General features: G+C 66.3%; 20 protein-coding genes and 4 tRNA genes. 11 read left to right on the forward strand and 13 right to left on the reverse strand.

Translation table 11 applies throughout. The annotated features are described in order from the left end of the window. Positions 1-7 precede the first annotated feature (7 nt). The 3 genes from WS51_RS17990 to WS51_RS18000 all read right to left on the reverse strand — a co-directional run bounded on the left by WS51_RS17990 (position 8) and on the right by WS51_RS18000 (position 3,209). The gene (locus WS51_RS17990) at positions 8-1,561 is read right to left on the reverse strand and encodes a sugar ABC transporter ATP-binding protein (RefSeq protein WP_059447208.1); all 1,554 of its coding nucleotides are present in this window, start codon (positions 1,559-1,561) and stop codon (positions 8-10) included. After that, positions 1,548-2,795 (reverse strand): ROK family protein, encoded by a 1,248-nt coding sequence (locus WS51_RS17995; protein WP_059942817.1) that lies wholly within the window; start codon positions 2,793-2,795, stop codon positions 1,548-1,550. The genes WS51_RS17990 and WS51_RS17995 overlap by 14 nt, the downstream gene beginning before the upstream one ends. Before the next feature lie 327 nt (positions 2,796-3,122). Beyond that, a tRNA-Leu gene (locus WS51_RS18000) sits at positions 3,123-3,209 on the reverse strand. Positions 3,210-3,580: 371 nt separating this feature from the next. Between WS51_RS18000 and WS51_RS18005 the strand changes: the two genes are divergently transcribed. Then, positions 3,581-4,144, forward strand: coding sequence for a flavodoxin family protein (locus tag WS51_RS18005; RefSeq protein WP_059451686.1), 564 nt, complete (start codon positions 3,581-3,583; stop codon positions 4,142-4,144). A gap of 300 nt (positions 4,145-4,444) precedes the next feature. On the opposite strand, the gene WS51_RS18010 is transcribed toward WS51_RS18005, so the two are convergent. Further along, positions 4,445-4,531, reverse strand: a tRNA-Leu gene (locus WS51_RS18010). Positions 4,532-5,088: 557 nt separating this feature from the next. Continuing rightward, positions 5,089-5,175: transfer RNA gene (locus tag WS51_RS18015), tRNA-Leu, on the reverse strand. Positions 5,176-5,424: 249 nt separating this feature from the next. On the opposite strand from WS51_RS18015, the gene rnr reads away from it, so the two are divergent. The 6 genes from rnr (at position 5,425) to WS51_RS18045 (ending at position 12,654) form a co-directional block, all read left to right on the forward strand. Beyond that, on the forward strand, positions 5,425-7,884 hold the full coding sequence (gene rnr, locus WS51_RS18020; RefSeq protein WP_059447210.1) for a ribonuclease R: 2,460 nt from the start codon (positions 5,425-5,427) through the stop codon (positions 7,882-7,884). Between the two features lie 148 nt (positions 7,885-8,032). After that, on the forward strand, positions 8,033-8,776 hold the full coding sequence (gene rlmB, locus WS51_RS18025; protein WP_069229550.1) for a 23S rRNA (guanosine(2251)-2'-O)-methyltransferase RlmB: 744 nt from the start codon (positions 8,033-8,035) through the stop codon (positions 8,774-8,776). A gap of 109 nt (positions 8,777-8,885) precedes the next feature. Next, complete coding sequence (locus tag WS51_RS18030; RefSeq protein WP_069229551.1) at positions 8,886-9,764, forward strand: N-acetylmuramoyl-L-alanine amidase; 879 nt, start codon at positions 8,886-8,888, stop codon at positions 9,762-9,764. Between the two features lie 109 nt (positions 9,765-9,873). After that, positions 9,874-10,566, forward strand: a complete 693-nt coding sequence (gene rpiA, locus WS51_RS18035; protein ID WP_069229552.1) for a ribose-5-phosphate isomerase RpiA — start codon at positions 9,874-9,876, stop codon at positions 10,564-10,566. A gap of 283 nt (positions 10,567-10,849) precedes the next feature. Next, a complete protein-coding gene (locus WS51_RS18040) occupies positions 10,850-11,566 on the forward strand; it encodes a FadR/GntR family transcriptional regulator (RefSeq protein WP_059447214.1) in 717 nt (238 codons plus the stop codon). Between the two features lie 101 nt (positions 11,567-11,667). Further along, complete coding sequence (locus WS51_RS18045; protein ID WP_069229553.1) at positions 11,668-12,654, forward strand: Gfo/Idh/MocA family protein; 987 nt, start codon at positions 11,668-11,670, stop codon at positions 12,652-12,654. Positions 12,655-12,718: 64 nt separating this feature from the next. On the opposite strand, the gene WS51_RS18050 is transcribed toward WS51_RS18045, so the two are convergent. From WS51_RS18050 to WS51_RS18080, 7 genes are all read right to left on the reverse strand, one after another. Beyond that, the gene (locus WS51_RS18050) at positions 12,719-13,411 is read right to left on the reverse strand and encodes an amino acid ABC transporter permease (RefSeq protein ID WP_059447216.1); all 693 of its coding nucleotides are present in this window, start codon (positions 13,409-13,411) and stop codon (positions 12,719-12,721) included. 122 nt (positions 13,412-13,533) lie between these two features. Then, the gene (locus WS51_RS18055) at positions 13,534-14,328 is read right to left on the reverse strand and encodes a cystine ABC transporter substrate-binding protein (RefSeq protein ID WP_059501880.1); all 795 of its coding nucleotides are present in this window, start codon (positions 14,326-14,328) and stop codon (positions 13,534-13,536) included. Positions 14,329-14,430: 102 nt separating this feature from the next. Continuing rightward, positions 14,431-15,468, reverse strand: coding sequence for a quinone-dependent dihydroorotate dehydrogenase (locus WS51_RS18060; protein ID WP_059447218.1), 1,038 nt, complete (start codon positions 15,466-15,468; stop codon positions 14,431-14,433). Positions 15,469-15,646: 178 nt separating this feature from the next. Next, positions 15,647-16,477, reverse strand: coding sequence for an arginyltransferase (locus WS51_RS18065; RefSeq protein WP_069229554.1), 831 nt, complete (start codon positions 16,475-16,477; stop codon positions 15,647-15,649). Positions 16,478-16,510: 33 nt separating this feature from the next. Next, the gene (gene aat, locus WS51_RS18070; RefSeq protein WP_059771166.1) at positions 16,511-17,275 is read right to left on the reverse strand and encodes a leucyl/phenylalanyl-tRNA--protein transferase; all 765 of its coding nucleotides are present in this window, start codon (positions 17,273-17,275) and stop codon (positions 16,511-16,513) included. Between the two features lie 11 nt (positions 17,276-17,286). Then, positions 17,287-17,832 (reverse strand): NUDIX hydrolase, encoded by a 546-nt coding sequence (locus tag WS51_RS18075; protein WP_059447221.1) that lies wholly within the window; start codon positions 17,830-17,832, stop codon positions 17,287-17,289. Between the two features lie 172 nt (positions 17,833-18,004). Continuing rightward, positions 18,005-18,081 (reverse strand) — tRNA-Met (locus WS51_RS18080). Between the two features lie 215 nt (positions 18,082-18,296). Here WS51_RS18080 and WS51_RS18085 point away from each other — a divergent pair. The 3 genes from WS51_RS18085 to WS51_RS18095 are packed head-to-tail and all read left to right on the forward strand — an operon-like array spanning position 18,297 to position 20,316. Then, positions 18,297-18,794: a heme-degrading domain-containing protein gene (locus tag WS51_RS18085; protein WP_059501891.1), complete on the forward strand. Its 498-nt coding sequence runs from the start codon at positions 18,297-18,299 to the stop codon at positions 18,792-18,794. A 3-nt stretch (positions 18,795-18,797) separates the two neighbouring features. After that, positions 18,798-19,136 (forward strand): DMT family transporter, encoded by a 339-nt coding sequence (locus WS51_RS18090; protein WP_059501893.1) that lies wholly within the window; start codon positions 18,798-18,800, stop codon positions 19,134-19,136. 31 nt (positions 19,137-19,167) lie between these two features. Further along, positions 19,168-20,316, forward strand: a complete 1,149-nt coding sequence (locus WS51_RS18095) for an enoyl-CoA hydratase/isomerase family protein (RefSeq protein WP_069229555.1) — start codon at positions 19,168-19,170, stop codon at positions 20,314-20,316. Positions 20,317-20,446: 130 nt separating this feature from the next. Here WS51_RS18095 and WS51_RS18100 read toward each other — a convergent pair whose 3' ends face one another. Next, on the reverse strand, positions 20,447-20,875 hold the full coding sequence (locus WS51_RS18100) for a hypothetical protein (RefSeq protein ID WP_059502173.1): 429 nt from the start codon (positions 20,873-20,875) through the stop codon (positions 20,447-20,449). Positions 20,876-21,216: 341 nt separating this feature from the next. Here WS51_RS18100 and ssuD point away from each other — a divergent pair, with 341 nt between their 5' ends. Next, positions 21,217-22,374: an FMNH2-dependent alkanesulfonate monooxygenase gene (gene ssuD / locus WS51_RS18105; protein WP_059501898.1), complete on the forward strand. Its 1,158-nt coding sequence runs from the start codon at positions 21,217-21,219 to the stop codon at positions 22,372-22,374. Positions 22,375-22,381: the final 7 nt, after the last annotated feature.

The raw sequence follows: 22,381 nt of genomic DNA on the forward strand, positions 1-22,381 counted from the left end.
GCCGTGATCAGTGCGCGGCGGCGAGTTCGGCCTGTGAGCCGGTGGCGAGCGCGATGATCGCTTCCTGCGTGATGGGCGTGTGCATGTGGCCGCCAAGTTCGCCGGCGATCTCGCCTTCGCGCATCACGAGCACGCGATCGGCGACGCCGATGATTTCCGGCAACTCGCTCGAGATCACGATTACGCCGACGCCCGCACGGGCCAGTTCGTTGATGATCCGGTAGATCTCGGATTTCGCGCCGATGTCGACGCCGCGCGTCGGTTCGTCGAGGATCAGCACGCGCGGCTTCGTCTCGAGCAGGCGCGACAGCAGCACCTTCTGCTGGTTGCCGCCGGACAGCGCGCCGACGTTCACGTTCGCGTTCGGCACACGGATCGACAGCGAGGCGATCGCGTCGCGCGCGCGTTCGGCGCCGCGTGCGAGATCGAGCGCGCCGAGCCGCGCGTCGCGGTTGCATACCGAGATGTTGATGTTGTCGCGCACGCTCATGTCGAGGAACAGCCCCTGGCGCTTGCGGTCCTCCGTCAGGTAGACGAGGCCCGCGTCGATCGCGTCGCGCGGCGAATGCGCGCCGAACGTGCGGTCGCCCAGCTTCACTTCGCCGCGCGTGCGCGGCTCCGCGCCGAAGATCAGCCGCGCGAGCTCGGTGCGGCCCGCGCCGACGAGCCCGGCGATGCCGAGCACCTCGCCGGCATGCAGGTCGAGGCTGCAGCCGCGCACGCGCTCGCCGTCGGCGATGTCGCGCACCGACAACAGCAGGTGGCCGGGGTCGTACGGCGCATGTTCCTTCTTGTAGAAGCCGGAGATGTCGCGGCCCACCATCATCGCGACGAGCCGCTCGGCCGACAGCGATTCACGCTCCAGCGTGCCGACGTACGATCCGTCGCGCAGCACCGACACGCGGTCGGACAGTTCGTAGATCTCGGCCATCCGGTGGCTGATGTAGATGATCGCGAGACCTTCCTCGCGCAGTTGGCGGATCAGGCCGAACAGATGCTCGGTCTCGCGCGACGACAGCGGCGTCGTGGGTTCGTCCATCACGAGGATGCGTGCGCGGGTGTGTACGGCGCGCGCGATCTCGACGAGTTGCTGCTCGGCGATCGACAGCGTGCCGACGAGCGTGTCCGGCCCGAACGGGGCGCCCAGACGCGTGAGCACGTCCTGGCAGCCGCGCGCCATTGCCGCGCGGTCGATGGTGCCCCAGCGCCGGTTGCCGCGCCGCAGTTCGCGGCCGACGTAGATGTTTTCCGCGACGGTCAGGTTCGGCGCGAGACACAGCTCCTGATAGATCACCGCGACGCCCGCATCGCGCGCGGCGAGCGGGCCGTCGACGTCGATGCGCTCGCCGTCGATCAGGATTTCGCCGCCGGCGTCGGCGCGGTACGCGCCGGACAGGATCTTCATCAGCGTCGATTTGCCCGCGCCGTTTTCGCCCATCAGCGAGTGGATCTCGCCCGGATAGACGGTCAGGCTGACGTTGTCGAGCGCGCGCACGGCCGGGAACGTCTTGCTGATCCCGCGCATCTCGAGCAGCGGCCGGGGCGACTCAGAACGCGACATGGTTGACCTCCTGCGATTCGGTGCGGGCGCCCTTGAGGATGCCGGCCCGCGGGGAGAAGTTGAAGAACATCGGCAGCGTCGCGGCGCCGATCGCGCCGGCGTCGGCGCCGAACGTACCGCGCACGAGCGTCGGCGTGCCGCGCGCTTCCGGCGCGGTGGCGACGAGCGCCGCGCGCAGGCGGCTCGTGAGCGTATCGAGCAGGCCGGCGTCGGTGTCGGCGTCGAGCACGACCACCGGCGCGTCCACGACGCACAGCACCGCGCGCAGTGCCGGGGCGAGTGCGTCGACGCAGTCGTCGATCCATTCGTCGACCGCTGGCAACCCGCGCGCGATGCAGGCCTCGAGGTCGGCGCGGTTCTCGACCGTCTCGCCGTGATGGCGCAGGTGGCGCACGAGCGCATGCAGCGATGCACGGGCGAGCAGGATGTCCCATGGGCCGCGCGGCGGCGGTGCCGAGGCCAGCCGGCTCGGCGGGACCGGAATCACGGCGATGTCGCCGGCATTGCCGGTCACGCCGCGCAGGCAATCGCCATCGATCGCGATGCCGCCGCCGATCGCGGGGCCGATGAACAGGTACACGAAGTCGTCGCACTGCCGGCCGTACCCGTAGAACAGTTCGGCGATCGCGGCCGCGTTGCCGTCGTTTTCGCCGAACACGGGCAGCGACAGCATGCGCCCGAGGTCGCTCGCGAAGTCGACGTCTTCCCATGCCCGGAACGTGTCGGGCGCAAGGCCGAGCTCGCGCATCCATGCGCCGAGGTTGTACGGCTGCGCGACGCCGACGCCCGTCAGGCGTGCGCGCTCATGCGCGGGGAGCAGATCCTGCATCGCATCGATATCGTGCCGGACGATTTCGAGCACGTCGGCGGGCGGGGGAAGGAGCGTGTCGTGGGAGCGGCGGCCGAGCACGTCGCCCGCGAAATTGACGAGCGCCGTCTCGATGCGCATCCGGTCCAGATGGACGCCGATGCCGAACGCGCCGCGCGGATCGAGGCGGATCAACGAAGCCGGCTGGCCGCGCTGACCCTCGGTGCGGCCGGCGAATGCGATCAGCTTCGCATCGGCGAGCGACGCGATGATGCTGCCGACCGCGGTGCCCGTCATGTTCGCGAGACGGGCGAGGTCGGCCTTCGACGCGCTGCCCGCACGGCGCAGCGTCTTCAACAGCAGGCGCTCGTTGTAACGGCGCACGTTGGCCGAGTTGCTTCCCTGGCCGATGTGCGGGCTTCTCATGGCGTCTCCTTCCATGAACGCGCCGGTTGCGACGCATTAAATAAATCACGTTGATTTATTTAACCGCGTGAGCGACGGCGTGTCAGCCTAGGGAAATCCCGGTTGAGCTCCACGCAAGGAGGGCATGAATCGGCAACGGCGGCGGGGACTCATTGCGGCGGAAGCACTGCGTGCGTAGAACGGCGGGCGTGGAACCCGCATCCGAGTGGAGCGCGTAGGCAGGCCGACGGCGTTGCGCGGTGGCTGGATCCACAAGCCTGCCCGCAATGATTCCGAAGCCGGAAATGAAAAAAGGCCGGCTAGAAGCCGACCTTTTTAGAAAACAGATGGTGCCCAGGAGAGGACTCGAACCTCCACGGTGTTGCCACCGCTAGGACCTGAACCTAGTGCGTCTACCAATTCCGCCACCTGGGCACGTTTCGCTTTGCTGCATCGCGAAAGAACGCAATTATAGCGTGACGGAAGGGGGTGTCAACAGATTTTTGCGCGATCGGTTGAATATGTGAAAAAGGGTGCGCATGGGCCGTCGCGGTTTGACCGAGGTGGCCGGGCGATGCGGGTGCGAGGAATCTAGGATGGAGCGGATTCTCCGAGCGCACATTCGCGGGCGTTGCTGGCGAGGTTGTTGTCGGTGACGTCCTGTCTCGTGCGCTGACCCGCGGCGTGGGGCGCGCAATGGCGCGTGCTGCACCTGTAGGGGAAATCGCTTGCGACGCGATCAAATATGTTACTGTTGCGGTTACGTTTTTGTTCATTGCGGAAGAGTCCGCGCCAAGGAGCTTGTCATGTCTGAAATCGCAGTGGTTTTTCATAGCGGCTACGGCCACGCAGCCGTTATTGCGGATGCAGTTGCGCGCGGTGTCGAGAAAGTCGACGGCGCGTCGGTCAAGTTGATTCCCGTCGACGCGATCGACCAACACTGGGAGTACCTGGAGCGCGATGCGAAGGCGATCATCTTCGGCTCGCCGACCTACATGGGCAGTGCGTCCGCCCAGTTCAAGGGCTTCATGGACGCATCGTCGAAGTATTGGGGCAAGTGGCGCGACAAGTTGGCCGCAGGTTTCACCGTGTCGGCTTCGCAAAGCGGCGACAAACTGTCGACGCTGCAACAACTGGCGGTCTTCGCTGCCCAGCATCAGATGCTGTGGGTCAGCCTTGGCCTGATGCCCGGCAACAACAGCAGTGCGGGCTCGGTGAATGATCTGAATCGGCTCGGGTCGTTTCTCGGCGCGATGGCGCAGGCAAATGCGGACCAGGGCGGCGACGCGATTCTCGAGAGCGACCGAAAGACGGCCGAAGTGCTGGGCGAGCGCGTCGCGATTGCCGCGAAACGCTGGAACGGCGCTTGAGCTCGGCGGCCGGGCGGTCTCGATGGCCGTTCGGCTGCTGAACGGGTGATGGGTTTGTCGCGCGCGACGAGTTCGCTTCGTTACTCGGCGTTTCCTGCGCGTGAAAAAGAAAAAGGCCGGCTAAAAAGCTGGCCTTTCTTAAAAGTGGTGCCCAGGAGAGGACTCGGTCATACATGCGCGACCCCGGCTGCGCTTGCAAGCGCAGCCTTTCGAGTCCTCGCGCAAAGCGCGCAGGCGCTTTGCTTCCTGGGCTTGAAATGAAAAAAGGCCGGCTAGAAGCCGACCTTTTTAGAAAACAGATGGTGCCCAGGAGAGGACTCGAACCTCCACGGTGTTGCCACCGCTAGGACCTGAACCTAGTGCGTCTACCAATTCCGCCACCTGGGCACGTTTCGCTTGCTGCGATGCGAAGACCGCTATTCTAGCGTGTCTTGAAAGTCTGTCAATACAATTTGAGCGATGGTGATAAAAATTTTGCGTGCCGCATGTTCGCGTAGCCATGTCCGGGCTCCCGCTGGCCGGTCGCACGTGACGTGGAGGGCGTCGGATTTGTTGCGATTGACGACGAGGGACGGGCAGCCACGTCTGCGATGAAGTCGATTGCGCTGATACCGCGAGTTTCGGTCAGTCGTCAGTCGCTTGCGATTTCATGTCGAGGCAGTCGCCGGCCGAGCCGGGCAAGCGACGGGCTTGAGCTTGCCGCCCGTTTTAAGCGGCGTAATGAACGTCGGTGTTCGGATGTCAAGTACGCAGCCGTACGCATCGCATGTTCTCGGCGTGCGTCTGGGCGGCAGAGGCGGTCGAGCCTGCACGCCGGAAACACGCGTGCGAATACGGATTCCGCTATCGATCGGCGTGACGGGCATATCGCGCGATCAGCGCGTGCATTACGAGGCTCGAAATGAAAAAAGGCCGGCATGAAGCCGGCCTTTTCAAAAAACAGATGGTGCCCAGGAGAGGACTCGAACCTCCACGGTGTTGCCACCGCTAGGACCTGAACCTAGTGCGTCTACCAATTCCGCCACCTGGGCACGTTTTGCAGTAGCTGCTTGCTGCAAAGAAGCGAAATTATAGCGCCCCAATTAATCGTGTCAACACTTTTTTGCAATGCACCGCAAACCGGCCGCTGCGGCGCGTGCACGCGCCATTCGCGTCATTTGGCAACACAGGCGGGTGATAGAATGATCCGCCGCCGTCACTATAGAACTGTCTGACGGACACTTCTATGTTGATGCCGTGCACCATCAGTCAACGCAACGAGAACAATCATCGACAAACCCTTGAGCAAATATCCGTACCCCATTCCGAGCCGTGAAGAAATTCTCGGCGTGCTGCGTACGAGCGACGCGCCGCTGGCAGCCAACGACATCGCCGAAGCGTTGTCGATCAAGCGCCAGGAACGCGAAGGGTTCTTCCGGCGTGTTGCCGCAATGGAACGCGACGGCCAGATCCGCCTCGACAAGCGCGGCCACTATCAGCTCACCCATCCGTCGAACTTCGTCGCGGGCCGCGTACAGGGGCATCGCGACGGCTACGGGTTCGTGATCCGCGACGACGGCCAGGACGACCTGTTCCTGCCGAACGGCGAAATGCAGAAGGTCATGCACAACGACCGCGTGCTCGCGCGGATCGTCGGCTACGATCGCCGCGGCCGCCCGGAAGGCCATGTCGTCGAAGTCACGGAGCGCGCGAACAAGCGCGTGATCGGCCGCCTGCTCAACGAGAACGGCGCACTGATCGTCGCGCCCGAAGACAAGCGTATCGGCCACGACATCCTGATCACGCAGAACGTGAAGAAGGCTAAGGTCGGGCAGGTCGTCGTCGTCGAACTGACCGACTTCCCGAGCCGCCATTCGCAGCCGCTCGGCCGCGTCGTCGAAGTGCTCGGCGACATCGACGATCCGGGCATGGAAATCGAGATCGCGGTGCGCAAGTACGGCGTGCCGCACGAGTTCAGCCAGTCGGCGCTCGATGAGGCCGCCGCGCTGCCCGACAAGGTGCGGCCGGCCGACCTGCGCTTTCGCGTCGACCTGCGCGACGTGCCGCTCGTGACGATCGACGGCGAGGATGCCCGCGACTTCGACGATGCCGTCTACTGCGAGCCGACCAAGGTCGGTCGCGGCGACGGCTTCCGCCTGATCGTCGCGATCGCCGACGTGTCGCACTACGTGCAGCCGGGCAACGGCCTCGATGCCGACGCGCTGGAGCGCAGCACGTCGGTCTATTTCCCGCGCCGCGTGATCCCGATGCTGCCGGAGAAGCTGTCGAACGGGCTGTGCTCGCTGAATCCGCAGGTCGACCGCTGCGTGCTCGCGTGCGACATGGTGATTACCGCGCGCGGCGAGATCAAGGCGTACCAGTTCTATCCGGCCGTGATCCATTCGGCCGCGCGCCTGACGTACACCGAAGTCGCCGCCGTGCTGTCGAACACGAAGGGGCCCGAGGCCGCGCGCCGCGCGGACCTGCTGCCGCACCTGCAGGATCTGTACGGCGTCTACAAGGCGCTGTTCACCGCACGCCAGAAGCGCGGCGCGATCGATTTCGACACGACCGAGACGTACATAGTCTGCAACTCGCAGGGCAAGATCGAGCAGATCGTGCCGCGTCAACGCAACGATGCGCACAAGCTGATCGAGGAATGCATGCTGGCCGCGAACGTCTGTGCGGCCGACTTCCTGAAGCGCAACAAGCACCCGGGCCTGTATCGCGTGCACGCGGGCCCGACGCCGGAGAAGCTCGAGAACCTGCGCGCATTCCTGCGCGGCATGGGCCTGTCGCTCGGCGGGGGCGACAAGCCGCACGCGAGCGACTACGCGGCGCTGATGGCGCAGATCCGCGACCGGCCCGACGCGCAGATGCTGCAGCCGATGCTGCTGCGCTCGATGCAGCAGGCCGTCTACAGTCCGGACAACATCGGTCACTTCGGTCTCGCGTATGAGGCGTACGCGCACTTCACGAGCCCGATCCGCCGCTATCCCGATCTGCTCACGCACCGCGCGATCTACTCGATCCTGTCGGGCAAGAAGTACGTGCCGAAGGCGCCGGAAGGCTTCGAACTGAACACGGCGCTGTCGCCGCGCGCCCGCGCGATGCAGCAGGCCGACGACGAAGCGCGCGGCCGTTCGCGCTCGAACACGGCGATCTGGGAGGAACTCGGCCTGCACTGCTCGGCGAACGAGCGCCGCGCCGACGAAGCGTCGCGCGACGTCGAGGCTTGGCTCAAGTGCTACTTCATGCGCGACAAGCTCGGCGAGGAGTACGGCGGGATGGTGAACGGCGTCACGTCGTTCGGCATCTTCGTGCAGCTCGATACGCTGTTCATCGAAGGGCTCGTGCACGTCACGGAACTCGGCTCGGACTACTTCCAGTACGACGAGATCAAGAACGAGCTGCGCGGCGAGCGCACCGGCATCCGCTATCGGCTGTCCGATCGCGTGCGCGTGCAGGTGAGCCGCGTCGATCTCGACGCGCGCAAGATCGACTTCCGCCTCGTGCGCGACACGCCGGTGAAGGCGCCGCGTCCTGCCCCGGCGCCGGCTGCTGCCGGCAACGGTAACGATCGCGGCCCGCGCGTGCGATCGTTGCCGCCGGTGGAAGAGGCCGCACCGCGTCGCAAGAAGGCCGCGAGCGCGCCGACCGTCGCGGTGAAGGAGGCGCGTGCCGCGCGTGCCGCGAAGAAGAAGGGCGGCGTGGCGGCGAAGACGGCCGCGAAGAAGCCGCACGCCCGCAAGAAGTATTGAGCGTTCGGGGCAGCGCACGCGCGCGCCCCGTGCAGTATCGAGAGACGCCGCGTTCTCCCGGCCACCGGCAACGCGGCGCTTTCCTTTTTCATGGATCGCGGCCTCGCCCATCGCGCGGCCGCACGTTTGATCGAAGGTTGTTCCAGTCATGTCACGTCTGAAGGTTCTTTACGGTTTTCATGCGGTGACCGCACGTTTGCGGCACGATGCGTCGACGGTTGCGGAGGTGCTGTACGACCAGACGCGCCGCGACCGCCGCATGCAGGACTTCCTGCACGCCGCGAAGGAAGCGGGCGTGCGGCTGATCGCAGCCGATGAAACCCGCCTCTGGGGCCTCGCGCATACCGAGCGCCACCAGGGCGTCGTCGCGCGCGTCGAGGACGTTCCGCTCGCGCAGAACCTGTCCGAACTGCTCGATGGCATCCAGGGCCCGGCGCTGCTGCTGGTGCTCGACGGCGTCACCGATCCGCACAACCTCGGCGCCTGCCTGCGTGTCGCCGATTCGGCCGGCGCGCATGCGGTGATTGCGCCGCGCGACCGCGCGGTCGGCCTGAACGCGACCGCGGCCAAGGTCGCGAGCGGCGCGGCCGACACGGTGCCGTACATCACGGTCACGAACCTTGCCCGCGCGCTGCGCGAGCTGAAGGAGGCGGGCGTGTGGATCATCGGCACGTCGGACGAGGCGCCTGGGACGCTGTACGACACGAAGCTCGACGGCCCCGTCGCAATCGTCATGGGCGCGGAAGGCGAAGGCATGCGCCGGCTCACGCGCGATACCTGCGACGAAGTGATGAGCATCCCGATGGCCGGCAGCGTCGAAAGCCTGAACGTATCGGTGGCGAGCGGCGTGTGCCTGTACGAAGCGGTGCGGCAGCGGCGCGCGAAGAGCTGATACACGGGCCGACGCACGCGGCCGCGCGCGCTGCGCGGGCCGTGACGGCCTCGACCCGAACGACGCGTGCCGCGGCTACGCGCGGCACGCGGCTCCCGGAACTCGGACCATGACCCTGTTTCGCCTCGGCGCATCGTGCGCCATCCTCGGCCTGCTGGCCGCCTGCACGGCGCCGTCGCTCGTCGAGCGCGGCACTTACTACGCCGATACGAGCCTGCATGCGCGCGGCGCCGATTCGCGGATCCGCTTTCTCGTCATGCATTACACCGAAAGCGACGAAGCAAAATCGCTGCGCACGCTGACGGGCGATTCGGTCAGCGTGCACTACGTCGTGCCACCGCAGCCGCGCATCGAACACGGGATGCCGGTGGTCTACCAGCTCGTTCCCGAATCGAAGCGCGGATGGCATGCGGGCATCAGCGCATGGCAGGGCACGACCGAACTCAACGCGGTATCGATCGGCATCGAGAACGTGAACCGCGGCCCGCTCGATCCGCAAAACCGCACGTGGCAGCCGTATTCGCCCGAACAGGTCGATGCGCTGATCCGCCTGTCGAAGGACATCGTCGCGCGCTACGGAATTCCGCCGACGCGCGTGGTCGGGCACAGCGACATCGCGCCACAACGCAAGATCGATCCAGGGCCGCTGTTTCCGTGGCACGCCCTCGCGCAAGCAGGCGTCGGCGCGTGGCCGGACGATGCGACCGTAGCCGCGCGGCTCGGCGGCCGCGATCCGCATGCGCTCGTCGACGTGCGGGAACTGCAGCTGAAGCTCGCGCGCTACGGCTACGACGTGCCGACCGATGGCGTGCTCGATGCGCGTACACGGCGCGTATTCGCGGCGTTCCAGATGCATTTCCGGCCATCCGACTATGCGGGCAACCCGGATGCCGGGACCGATGCGATCGCGCAGGCGTTGCTCGACAAGTATTTCCCCGCCAACGCCACCGCGCCAGCGGAGGACGCGGCCGCAACGGGCGCGCCCTGACGAGATCGATCGGCGTGTCGGGTGGCGCAACATGCGCCGAAAAAGCCCGGGTCGTCATCCGAGTCCGGTAAACTGCCGGTTTTCTGCAATCCCGCTGTTTTCCCATCCCATGACTCAAGACGAACTCAAACGCCTGGTCGGCCAGGCAGCCGCCGATTATGTGATCCAGAACGTGCCGGAAGGCGCGGTGATCGGCGTCGGCACAGGCTCGACCGCCAACTGCTTCATCGACGCGCTCGCGGCCGTCAAATCGCGCTACCGCGGCGCCGTGTCGAGCTCCATCGCGACGACCGAACGCCTCGAATCGCACGGCATCAAGGTGTTCGACCTGAACGATGTCGAATCGCTGCAGGTGTACGTCGACGGTGCCGACGAGATCGACGCGAGCGGCGCGATGATCAAGGGCGGCGGCGGCGCGCTGACGCGCGAGAAGATCGTCGCGTCGGTGGCCGATACGTTCGTCTGCATCGCGGACGGCAGCAAGCGCGTGCCGGTGCTCGGCGCGTTCCCGCTGCCGATCGAGGTCGTGCCGATGGCGCGCACGGCGATCGGCCGTCGCGTGACTGCGCTGGGCGGCGTGCCGGTGCTGCGCGTGACGAAGGACGGCGTGCCGTACATCACCGACAACGGCAACGAAATCATCGACGTGAAGGGCCTGCAGATCACCGATCCGCGTGGTTTCGAGGCGCAGGTGAACGCATGGCCGGGCGTCGTGACGGTCGGCCTGTTCGCCGAGCGCGGCGCGAATCTGTGTCTGCTCGGCACGGCAAACGGCGTTGAAACGATCGTTTATCCGGATTAATCAAGACTGAATGAGAAGCAGTCCGTAATTGCGTCAGGATGCCGTAATGGACGGCATGCCCGAATGCGACGGAAAGCCCGGCCCGGCAAGCGCAGCGCGCTTTCCGGGCTTTTTTTGAAGCCTTATAAATCACCACGTCAAAAAGAGGGATAACCCTGTCAGGTGTTTACCAGATAGCGAAATATCCTCGAACTCATCAACTTATAGATCATAAGAACAGTCGTAACCAGGGCCGGCGGAACTGCGGAGCAGGTGTTCGCAAATCGACGCACGGGGAGGTGTCATGGAGCAGGGCAAAGACCGGTCACTGGTCGCCAAAGTGATGGATGGGCTTGTCGCGGGTATCGTCGAGGACAAGTACGGCGGCATCTTGCCGCCGCAGGACGTGCTGTCGAAAGAGTTCGACGTAAGCCGCACGGTGATGCGCGAAGCATTGTCGATGTTGCTTGCGCGCGACATGCTGGACGTGCGTCCGAAAGTCGGCACGCGCGTTCGACCGATGCGCGACTGGCGCATGATCGACGAAGACGTGGTGAGCTGGCGGTTCCGCGCGAAGCCGGATCCGCAGTTCATGCGCGACGTCATCGAGTTCCGGATGCTGATCGAACCGCGCGCGACCGCGCAGGCAGCCGTTCGTGCGACGGCGGCCGATATCGCGGGCATCCGCGAGGCATTCGAGGCGTTCAAGGTATTGCAACCGGGCGACCCCGGATACGACACGGCGGACGAACTGCTGCACACGCGGATCGTTCAGGCGAGCGGCAACCAGTTTTTCCAGCAGATGGCGGCCATCGTGCGCGGGGCGGTTCGTCTCGTGAATCCGCGCGTCGCGCAGAAGGACGGTGCGCACGACGTCGCGGTGAAGGCGCATGCGCGTGTCGTCGATGCGATCGAACGTCGCGATCCGCGCGAAGCCGAAGCGGCGTCGCTCGCGCTGATCGATTTCAGCGCCGACGAGATTTCGCGCGATTTCTCCGTGGACGTGCCCGTGCGCGCCTGAATCGGCAAGCGTCGCTTATCCGTGCGCCGGCGAGCCGTTTATCATGACGGCCGGCCGGCAGCGTGCCGGCCCCCGTCATACGACCGACACGGAAGATCCGGATGAACGACCTCGACAACCGCCCGGTGCGCTTCGGCATCGTCGGCGCAGGCAGCATCGCACGCCGATTCGCGCAAAGCCTCGCCCACGTGCCGGGTGCCACGCTCGCCGGCGTATGGGCCCGCCGCGCCGACGCGGCGACCGCCTTCTGCGACATCAGCGGCGGCACGCCTGCCGCCAGCCTCGACGCGCTCCTCGCGAGCGACATCGACGCGGTCTATATCGCAACCCTCCACGACAGTCACGCACGCTACGCGCAAGCGGCGCTCGCCGCCGGCAAGGCCGTGCTGTGCGAAAAGCCCGCGACGCTGAACGCGACGCAACTCGATGCCGTGCTCGATGCGGCGCGCACGGCCGGACGGCTCTTCATGGAAGCGATGAAGCCGCCGTTCTTCCCGCTGTATCGTCGGTTGCGCGCGCACCTGCACGTCGATCCGATCGGCGAGATCCGGCTCGTGCGCGCGGGCTGCGCGTCGTCGTCGGTGCCGGACGATCATTCCGTTTACCGACTCGACCGCGCCGGCGGCGCGCTGCTCGACATCGGGATCTACGAAGCGTTTCTCGCGGTCGACTGGCTCGGCGAGGCAGTCGACGTGCAGACGCTCGGCCGCATCGGCACGACGGGCGTCGACGTGTTCGCGAGCCTGAACAGCCGTCACGCGAACGGCGGCATCGCACAGCTCTTTTGCGGGCTCGACGTGATGGGACGCGGCGACGCGCTGATTGCCGCCGCAGGCGGGCACGTGACGATTCACGAGAAGTGGTGGAACCCGGCGCGGGCCACGATCCGCTATGCGGACGGGCGCACCGTGGAGCTCGATGCACCGGTCGAAGGCGGCGGCCTGAACTACGAGACCGCGCATTTCTGCGAGCTGTTGCGCGCGGGCGAACTCGAGAGCCCGATCATGACGCACGACCACTCGCGCCGGATGATCGCGATGACCGACGCCGCGCGTGCGGCACTCGGCGTGCGCTATTCGGGCGAGTAGGCGAGCGGCAGGGGAAGGCGCGCGCCGGGCGCGCGACCGCGGCCCGGCGGCAGAGCTGCCGTGCTCAGTGGCGCGCCGGCAGCGACAGGCGCTTTTCGTACCAGCGCTGGACCCATTCGAGGATCTGGCACAGCACCCAGTAGACAGCGGCGGCGGCCAGGTACAGCGGCAGCGGCTGGTAGGTTGCCGCGATCACTTCCTGCGCGCTGCGCAGCAGTTCGGTCACGGTGATCACCGACACGAGCGATGTGTCCTTGATCAGGCTGATCAGGCTGTTCGACAGGCTCGGCACCGCGATGCGCAGTGCCTGCGGGCCGATCACGTAGCGCAGCGTTTGCCCCCACGACAACCCGAGGCTGTATGCGGCCAGCCACTGGCCGCGCGCGATCCCGTTGATCGCGCCGCGCATGCTTTCGGACATGTACGCGGCGACGTTCGCGGACAGCGCGATCACGCCGGCGGGCGTCGGATCGAGCGAGATGCCGAGGCTCGGCAGCCCGTAATAGATGACGAAGATCTGCACGAGCAGCGGCGTGCCGCGCATCAGGCTCACGTACGCGCGCGCGAGCCACGCGAGTGCGTTGACCCACACGCGTTCGAAGCCTTCGAGCGCCTCGCTTTGCCGGATGCCCATCATCGCGAGCACGACGGCGCCGAGCAGGCCGAATACCATCGACAGCACGGCGAACTTGACGGTCAGCACGGCACCCTGGGCGAGCACCGGCAGCGATTGGACGAGCAGGGACGTTGTCGACATGGAATACGAAGCGAATGCGTGCGCGAAAGCGCAATCATAAACCGGACCGATAAAACAAAGGGCGGCATCGTTTCGGATGCCGCCCTTTCCGGCCCGCCGTCAGGCGGGAAACAGAGGCGTGCTTACTTGATCGGCTTCGTCACGTCGACACCGAACCACTTGTCCGAGATCTTCGTGAACGTGCCGTCGGCTTCGAGTTGCGACATTGCGTCGTCGATCGCCTTCTGGAACTTCGGATTGCCCTTCTTGAACGGGATGCCCGACGGGTTCGCCGAACCGACGTTCGCGCCCGGGCGCAGCGGCAGTTGCGAATTCTTCGTCAGGTACGCGAGCATCAGGCGATCGTTGAGCGCCGCGTCGAGACGCCCGGCCGCGAGGTCGCGCAGATACTCGGGCGCGCCCGGGTACGTCTTCACGTCGATGCCCGGCACCGACTTTGCCATGTCCATGTAGTTCGTGCCGAGCGCGACGCCGAGCTTCTTGCCCTTCAGGTCTTCGAGCGACTTGAACTGGCGCGTGTCGTCCTTGCGCTGAATCAGTTGCGCGGACGAATACGTGTACGCGGGCGAGAAGTCGAGCGTTTCCTTGCGCTTGTCGGTGATGCCCACCTGGTTGGCGATCACGTCGAACTTGCCGGCCTGCAGGCCCGCGATGATGCCGCTCCATTCGGTCGTGACGAACTCGGCCTTCACGCCGAGCTTCGCGGCGACGGCCTTCGCGATGTCGACGTCGAAGCCGACGAGCTCGCCTTGCGGGTTCTTCGAGTTGAACGGCGGGAACGTGCCTTCGAGGCCGACGCGCAGCGTGCCGCGTTCTTTCACCTGGTCGAGAAGGTCGGCCGCATGTGCGGTGACGGCGGCGAACGACGTGCCGATCAGGCCGGCGACCAGCAGCTTCTTCAGCAGCGAAATTTTCATCGTGTGAGCTTCCTTGCCCCAGCGGGGCGCTTGATTCAGAACGTGAGGCCGATCATAGCAAAAATGCAATCGGACGCTATATATCGTTTGCTTATGGCTATATTACGCGGCGCGTTCGCGCGCGATCGCCTTCACGCATTCGGCGACGAGTGCGGGGCCGCGATAGATGAAGCCCGTGTACAGCTGAACGAGCGATGCGCCGGCCGCGAGCTTCGCACGGGCGTCCTCGCCCGAGAAGATGCCGCCGACGCCGATGATCGGCACCGCGCTGCCGACTTCGGCGTGCAGCTTGCGGATCACTTCGTTGGACGCGTCGAACACCGGGCGGCCCGACAGGCCGCCGGCTTCTTCCGCATGCGGCAGGCCCTGCACGGCGGCGCGCGACAGCGTCGTGTTGGTGGCGATGACCGCTTCGATCTTGTGGCGCAGCAGCGTGTCGGCGATTTCCTTGACCTGCTCGTCGTCGAGATCGGGGGCGATCTTCAGCGCGAGCGGCACGAGCTTGCCGTGCAGGTCGGCGAGGCGTTGCTGCTTGTCCTTCAGCGCGGCGAGCAGCGCGTCGAGCTCGCCCGCGCCCTGCAGCTGGCGAAGGTTCTTCGTGTTCGGCGACGAAATGTTGATCGTCACGTAGCTCGCGAACGGATACACGCGCTCGAGGCAGTACAAATAGTCTTCCGCTGCGCGTTCGATCGGCGTGTCGGCGTTCTTGCCGATGTTCAGGCCGAGGATGCCGCGATAGCGGGCCGCCTGGACGTTCTTCACGAACTGATCGACGCCGTGGTTGTTGAAGCCCATCCGGTTGATCAGCGCTTCCGCCTGCGGCAGGCGGAACATGCGCGGGCGCGGGTTGCCCGGCTGCGGGCGCGGCGTGACCGTGCCGACTTCGATGAAGCCGAAGCCGAGCGCCGCGAGGCCGTCGATGGCCGCGCCGTCCTTGTCGAGGCCGGCGGCGAGGCCGACCGGGTTGCGGAACGTGAGGCCCATCACGGTGCGCGGCGCATCGGGCACCCGGGCCGACAGCGCGCAGGCGAGGCCCGTGCGGCCGGCGGCGCCGAGCGCGCGCAGCGTGAGGTGGTGAGCGTCTTCCGCATCCATCTTGAACAGGGATGCGCGGGCCAGCGGATAGAGGGAACTGAACACGGGAATTGGGCGGACGGCCGGAATGAATGACAACCCGCTATTTTACCGGGAGTTGCGCGGCAGGGGCGGGCTTCGCTTCGTAGCGGCCCGCGGCGACGGTCGCCGCGCCGCGCGTCGCCCGCTTGATGATCCGGACCGATGTGCGTCGCGCGCGTGCCCCGTGCCGGCGACGTTCCCGTCAGCTCGACCCGGAATGTCCGCCCGGCAGCGGCGCGCGGGCGAATGCCGCGTCGACCGGCGGCAGGTCGACCCGCTGGGGATCGAGTACTTTCCAGCGGCCGTCGAGCAATCCTTCCAGCGGATGGAAGTTCGCCTTGTAGGCCATCTTCGGGCTCTCGCGGATCCAGTAGCCGAGATACACGTACGGCAGGCCGAGGCTCTTCGCCTGCTCGATCTGCCACAGGATGTTGTACGTGCCGTAGCTCGTGTGCCGGTCGTCCGGCTCGAAGAACGTGTAGACCGACGACAGCCCGTCGCCGAGGATGTCGATCATGCTGACCATGCGCAGCTTGCCGGGCTCGCCGCCCGGTGCGTCGAGATCGCGGAATTCGACGAGGCGCGAATTGATCCGGCTTTGCAGCAGGAACTGCTCGTACTGGTCGCGGCTGTCGCGATCCATGCCGCCGCCCGCGTGGCGTGCCGACTGGTAGCGCATGTAGAGCGCGTAGTGCTCCTCGTCGTAGTGCAGCGGCGAGACCGTCGCGACGAGCGCGCGGTGCCGCTTCCACATCCGGCGTTGCGTGCGCGACGGCGTGAATGCGCCGACCGGCACGCGCACCGGCACGCACGCGCGGCAGCCGTCGCAGTACGGGCGATAGGTGAACACGCCCGAACGCCGGAAGCCGGCCTTGACGAGCTCGGTATAGATGTCGGAATTGATCAGGTGGCTCGGCGTCGCGACTTGCGAGCGCGCGACGCGGCCGTCCAGATAGCTGCACGGATAGGGCGCCGTTGCATAGAATTGCAGCGCCGAAAGCGGTGAAAGCGGCAGCTCAGTCGGGTGAGTCATGGGCAGCTCTCGATGCAGGGAGGGAGTGCCGCGCTAGCGCACGATCCCGGACGGGGCGGCCGGTCCTGCGGGGCCCGTCAGCGCGGCGAGCGCGCGCTTGTCGAACTGCCACGGGATCGGCGGTTCGGCTACCGCGCGGCGCACGTGAGCGACAAAGGCCTTGCGTGCGATCTCGCGGCCGCCGAGCGACGCTAGATGCGACGTATTCTGCTGGCAGTCTATCATCTCCAGCCCCTGGTCGCGAAGATGGGCGACGAGCGTCGCCAGTGCGATCTTCGACGCATCGGTGGCATCCGCGTACATCGATTCGCCGAAGAACATCCGCCCGAACGCGACGCCGTAGAGGCCGCCGACGCGGCGCCCGTCGTGCCACGTCTCGATGCTGTGCGCGTTGCCGGAGCGATAGAGCGACGTATACGCGTCGATGATTTCGGCCGTGATCCAGGTGCCGCGCTGCCCGCGACGCGGAGCCTGCGCGCACGCGCGCATCACGCCGGAGAAGTCGTGGTCGACGCGCACTTCCCACGCGGGGTCGCGCTGCACGCGCCTGAGCGTCTTGCGCAGCGACGGGGACACCTTGAACTCGGTCGGCACGAGGATCATCCGCGGGTCGGGGCTCCACCACAGCACGGGCTGGCCGTCCGAATACCACGGGAAGATGCCGCGCAGGTAGGCGTCGATCAGGCGCGACGGCAGCAGGTCGGCGCTCGCGGCGAGCAGCCCCGGCGCACCGGTCGCCGGACCGAGCGCGCGTTCGACGGGCGGAAACGGATCGTCCGGGCCGAGCCAGGGGACCATGTGGCGGGGGCTCAGCCGTTGCGCAGCGAGCGGAAGATATCGCCGGTGTGGACGCCGTAGTCGCCGGCGGCGCGATCCGCGAAGAAGAAGCGCAGCGTCTGGCTGACGGTGGGGAACGCGATTTCGTCCCACGGAATATCGGCTTCGTCGAACAGCCTGACTTCGAGGCTTTCCTCGCCGGCCTCGTAGGCCGGATCGGTGAGCCGCGCCAGATAGAACAGGTGGACCTGGTGCACGTGCGGCACGTTGAGCAGCGTAAACAGGTTCTGCACCTCGACGCGAGCGCCGGCTTCCTCGAGCGTTTCACGCGCTGCGGCCTCGGCCGTCGTCTCGCCCATCTCCATGAAGCCGGCCGGCAGCGTCCAGAAACCGTAGCGCGGTTCGATCGCGCGCCGGCACAGCAGCACCTGATCGCCCCAGACCGGCACCGTGCCGACCACGTTGCGCGGATTCTGGTAATGGATCGTGCCACAGTGATCGCAGACGAATCGCTCACGGTTGTCGCCCTGAGGAATGCGCGCGATGACTTCGTGACCGCAGACGGAGCAGAATTTCATGTCGAGTGGAAGGGACGAGGTGATGCGAGTGTATCACCGGGGCGGGGCATTCTCGAACGCGAGCGCACGCGCGCGGCGTGCGGCGCGATGCATGGCGTGCGCTGCGCGGAGTCGGGCGCGGAAAAACAAAAAGCCCGGCGTTGAGCCGGGCTTTTTGCATGAATCGGGACGTTGGTTGCGGGGGTAGGATTTGAACCTACGACCTTCGGGTTATGAGCCCGACGAGCTGCCAGACTGCTCCACCCCGCGTCCGTCGAAGAATTGAATTATATGGACTTACCCGAATGCGTGCAAGTACTTTCTGACAATCGCGTTGCAACCGCCTGCGGAGCGCTTGCGGGGCCGGTCCGGCAGGCGCGTGCGCTAGAATCGAGCGGTTTGCTTGTGTCGTTCATTCCTGCAGCGGAATCGTGCGCGAATTGCGTCGGTGCCGTTGCGACACTCACCATTGCATCGACGGATTCATGGACATCGCTCACGATCTGCAATCGATCGGCGCGCAGGAACAGGCGCTCGTGTTTCCCCATTTCGACCCGGCGCGCGCGTGGGCGCTCGGCAACCGGATGCATGCGCTCGCGACATCGCGCGGCCATGCGATCGCGATCGATATCGTCACGTTCGGCCAGCCGCTGTTCTATGCGGCGCTCGCCGGCGCGACGCCCGACAACGCCGACTGGGTGCGCCGCAAGCGCAACGTCGTCGCGCATTTCCGCCGCAGCTCGTATGCGATCGGCCTGCGCATGCAGCAGGCCGGCGCGACGCTCGCCGACAAGCACGGACTGCCGATCTCGGAATATTCGCCGCACGGCGGCTCGTTTCCGTTGACTGTCGCGGGGGCCGGCGTGATCGGCTCGATCACCGCGTCGGGGCTGCCGCAGCGCGCGGATCACGAGTTCGTCGTCGAAGCGCTGTGTGCCGAGCTCGGGCACGACTATGCCGTGCTGGCGCTTGCAAGGAGCTGAGCGATGCAGCTTCCCGGTTACGCATGGCTCGCGATCGCGATCGTCGCGGAAGTGGTCGGCACGTCCGCGCTGCGCGCGGCGGACGGTTTCACGCGCTTGTGGCCGTCGACGCTCGTCGTGGCCGGTTACGGCATCGCGTTCTACTGCCTGTCCCTCACGTTGCGCACGATGCCCGTCGGCATCATCTATGCGGTGTGGTCCGGTGCCGGCATCGTGCTGATCACGCTCGTCGCGATGCTCCTCTATCGCCAGGTGCCGGACCTGCCGGCCGTGATCGGCCTCGGGCTGATCATCTCGGGCGTCGTGGTGCTGAACCTGTTCTCGAAGATGCAGGCGCATTGAGTGTGCGCCCGCGATACGCCGGATGGCTCACATGACCGATTCCACTTCCGCTTGCGCGGAATCCGCCCAGCCCGATGTCCGCGCGTATGTCGCGAACCGCATCGGCTATCTCGAACTGAACCGGCCGAAGGCGCTGAATGCGCTGTCGGTCGGGATGATCCGACTGATGCAGCAGGCGCTCGACGCGTGGCGCGACGACGCGGACGTGGTCGCGGTCGTCGTGCACAGCCCGCATCCGCGCGCATTCTGCGCGGGCGGCGACGTGCGCTTCTTCCACGACGCGTGGCAGCGTGGCGATCGCGACGCGGTCGATACGTTCTTCATCGAGGAATACACGCTCAACCATACGATCTTCACCTATCCGAAACCGTACATCGCGCTGATGCACGGCGTCGTGATGGGGGGCGGCATGGGCATTTCGCAGGCGGCGCGGCACACGGGCGGCCTGCGGGTGGTCACCGACTCGACGAAGATGGCGATGCCCGAGACGCGCATCGGCCTGTTCCCCGACGTCGGGATGAGCTGGTTTCTCGCGCGCGCGCCGGGCGCGATCGGCCGCTATCTCGCCGTGACCGGCGCGACGCTCGACGCGGCCGGCGCACTCTACGCGCAGCTTGCCGACGCGTACCTGCCGGATGCCGCGCTGCCGGCGCTGTTCGATACGCTGCGCAGCGCACGCATCGACAGCGGCGCGCAGGCGGTCGCGTGCGTGGCCGACGCGGCTGCGTCGCACAAGGTCGTGCCGACGCCCGACACGTCGGTGCTGGCCGACGCGCGCGCCGCGATCGACCGGCATTTCGCGCAAGCCGATATCGGCGCGATCCTCGCATCGCTCGACGCCGAGCAGGATTGCGCCGCGGTCGACGGATGGGTCGAGAAGGCGACTCACGCGATGCGCACTCAGCTGTCGCCGCTGTCGATGGCCGTGTCGCTCGAAGTCGTCGAGCGGGCGCGCGGCGCGACGATGGCGGATTGCCTGCGGCGCGATCTCGACCTCACGCGTTCGACGTTCGCGCGCGGCGACGTGATCGAAGGCGTGCGCGCGCTGATCGTCGACAAGGACCATCAGCCGGCCTGGCGCTTCAAGTCGATCGCCGATATCGACCGCGCCGACGTGCTCGCGATGTTCGACAGCCCGTGGACGCCCGACACGCATCCGCTGCGCAATCTGAAGGACTGACGCGCGGCGGTATCGACGCGAAAGGCAAAAAGGCCGCCTGCATCGTGTGCAGGCGGCCTTTTTTCATTCGAGGATGCCGGTGCGGCCGGCGGCAGCGAGCAGTGGGCAGTGGCTCGCCGCGAGGCATGCGCTATTCGTCGCCGGCGTCGTCCGACATGAACGCGCGCATGAACACGAGCGCGCCGAAGCCCCAGACCGCGTTCGCCGCGAAACCGGCGGCGAGCACCGGCATCATGTTGCCCGACGGCCAGATCCCGCGCAGCGGGTCGATCGCGAACACGCGGGCGGCCGTCAGCACGATGCCGCCGAACACCAGTGCGCCGATCCACGGCGCCTCGCGATCAGGCGCCACGCGCAGCAGCCACGCCATCGGAATCGCGCAGCACGCGCTGATCAATGCATTCGCAACAAATTCAGGAATGCCGAGCGGCGCGAACGGCTGGGTGGAGAACCCGGCGGCGGCGATCAGGTCCGCCGTATGCAGGAGCGCGAGCGTTGCTTCGCGAAAGAAGAGCGAGGCCAGGAAACCGGACAGGAACGGCAGGATGACTTTCTGCATCGATGAGTGCATTGCAGGCGCGGCCGGCCGGGGCCGTCCGCGCGAAGTTGTTCGGATAGGTGCGTCATTATAGGGCCCGGCCGATGCGATATTCGCTCGAGCGTCGTGCTAATCACGAAAGCGGAAAACCTAAGCTCAAAAAAATCGTTCCAAAGCCCTGCACCGATCCATAGACTGATTTCCCGGAAACAGCCGCGCAATCGCGTACTCGCCCGCGGCACGGCGTAACCGGCGAGCTATCCCGATTCGAACGCACATCATGCATGCGTCGCACGTTCGCGACGCAAGCAGGGCCTCGTTTTATCCAGATTCCGGCAAGAACGGTCAAGCAGGAGCAGCAGATGAATGTTTTCTGGTTTATTCCGACGCACGGCGACAGCCGTTACCTCGGCACCGCGGAAGGCGCGCGCGCCGCGGATTACGATTATTTCAAGCAGATCGCCGTCGCGGCCGACACGCTCGGCTATGAAGGCGTGCTGCTGCCGACCGGCCGTTCCTGCGAGGATGCGTGGGTCGTCGCGTCGAGCCTGATTCCGGCGACGCAGCGCCTAAAATTCCTGGTCGCCGTGCGACCCGGCATCGCATCGCCCGGCCTCGCGGCGCGGATGGCCGCGACGTTCGACCGTCTGTCGGGCGGCCGCCTGCTGATCAACGTCGTGACGGGCGGCGACGCCGCCGAGCTCGAAGGCGACGGGCTGTTCGCCGATCACGATACGCGCTATGAAATCACCGACGACTTCCTGAACATCTGGCGCGGGCTGCTGTCCGCATCGCACGACAACGGCGGGTTCGACTACATCGGCAAGCACCTTCAGTCGAAGGGCGGCAAGGCGCTGTATCCGCCCGTGCAGCGCCCGCATCCGCCGTTGTGGTTCGGCGGATCGTCGCCGGCCGCGCACGCGATCGCCGCCGATCACATCGACACCTATCTGACCTGGGGCGAGCCGCCCGAGGCCGTCGCGAAGAAGATTGCCGACATTCGCGCCCGCGCCGAGGCGCGCGGCCGCAAGATCAGGTTCGGCATCCGCCTGCACGTGATCGTGCGCGAGACCGAGGACGAAGCGTGGCGCGATGCCGAGCGCCTGATCAGCCGTCTCGACGACGAGACGATTGCTCGCGCGCAGAAGGCATTCGCGAACATGGATTCGGAAGGCCAGCGCCGGATGGCCGCGCTGCACGGCGGCAAGCGCGGCGGCCGCGAGGTGCTCGAGGTGTATCCCAACCTGTGGGCCGGTGTCGGCCTCGTGCGCGGCGGTGCGGGTACCGCGCTCGTCGGCAATCCCGAGCAGGTTGCGCAACGCATGCGCGAATACGCGGACCTCGGCATCGAGACCTTCATCCTGTCCGGCTATCCGCACCTCGAGGAGTCGTACCGTTTCGCCGAACTCGTGTTCCCGCTGATCAAGGACAAGCGTGCGGCGCGGCCGTCCGGTCCGCTGTCGGGGCCGTTCGGCGAGATCGTCGGCAACAGCTACCTGCCGAAGGCGAGCCAGAGCTGAACGAAGG

Source organism: Burkholderia territorii (assembly GCF_001718335.1).
GTDB classification, from domain to species: domain Bacteria; phylum Pseudomonadota; class Gammaproteobacteria; order Burkholderiales; family Burkholderiaceae; genus Burkholderia; species Burkholderia territorii.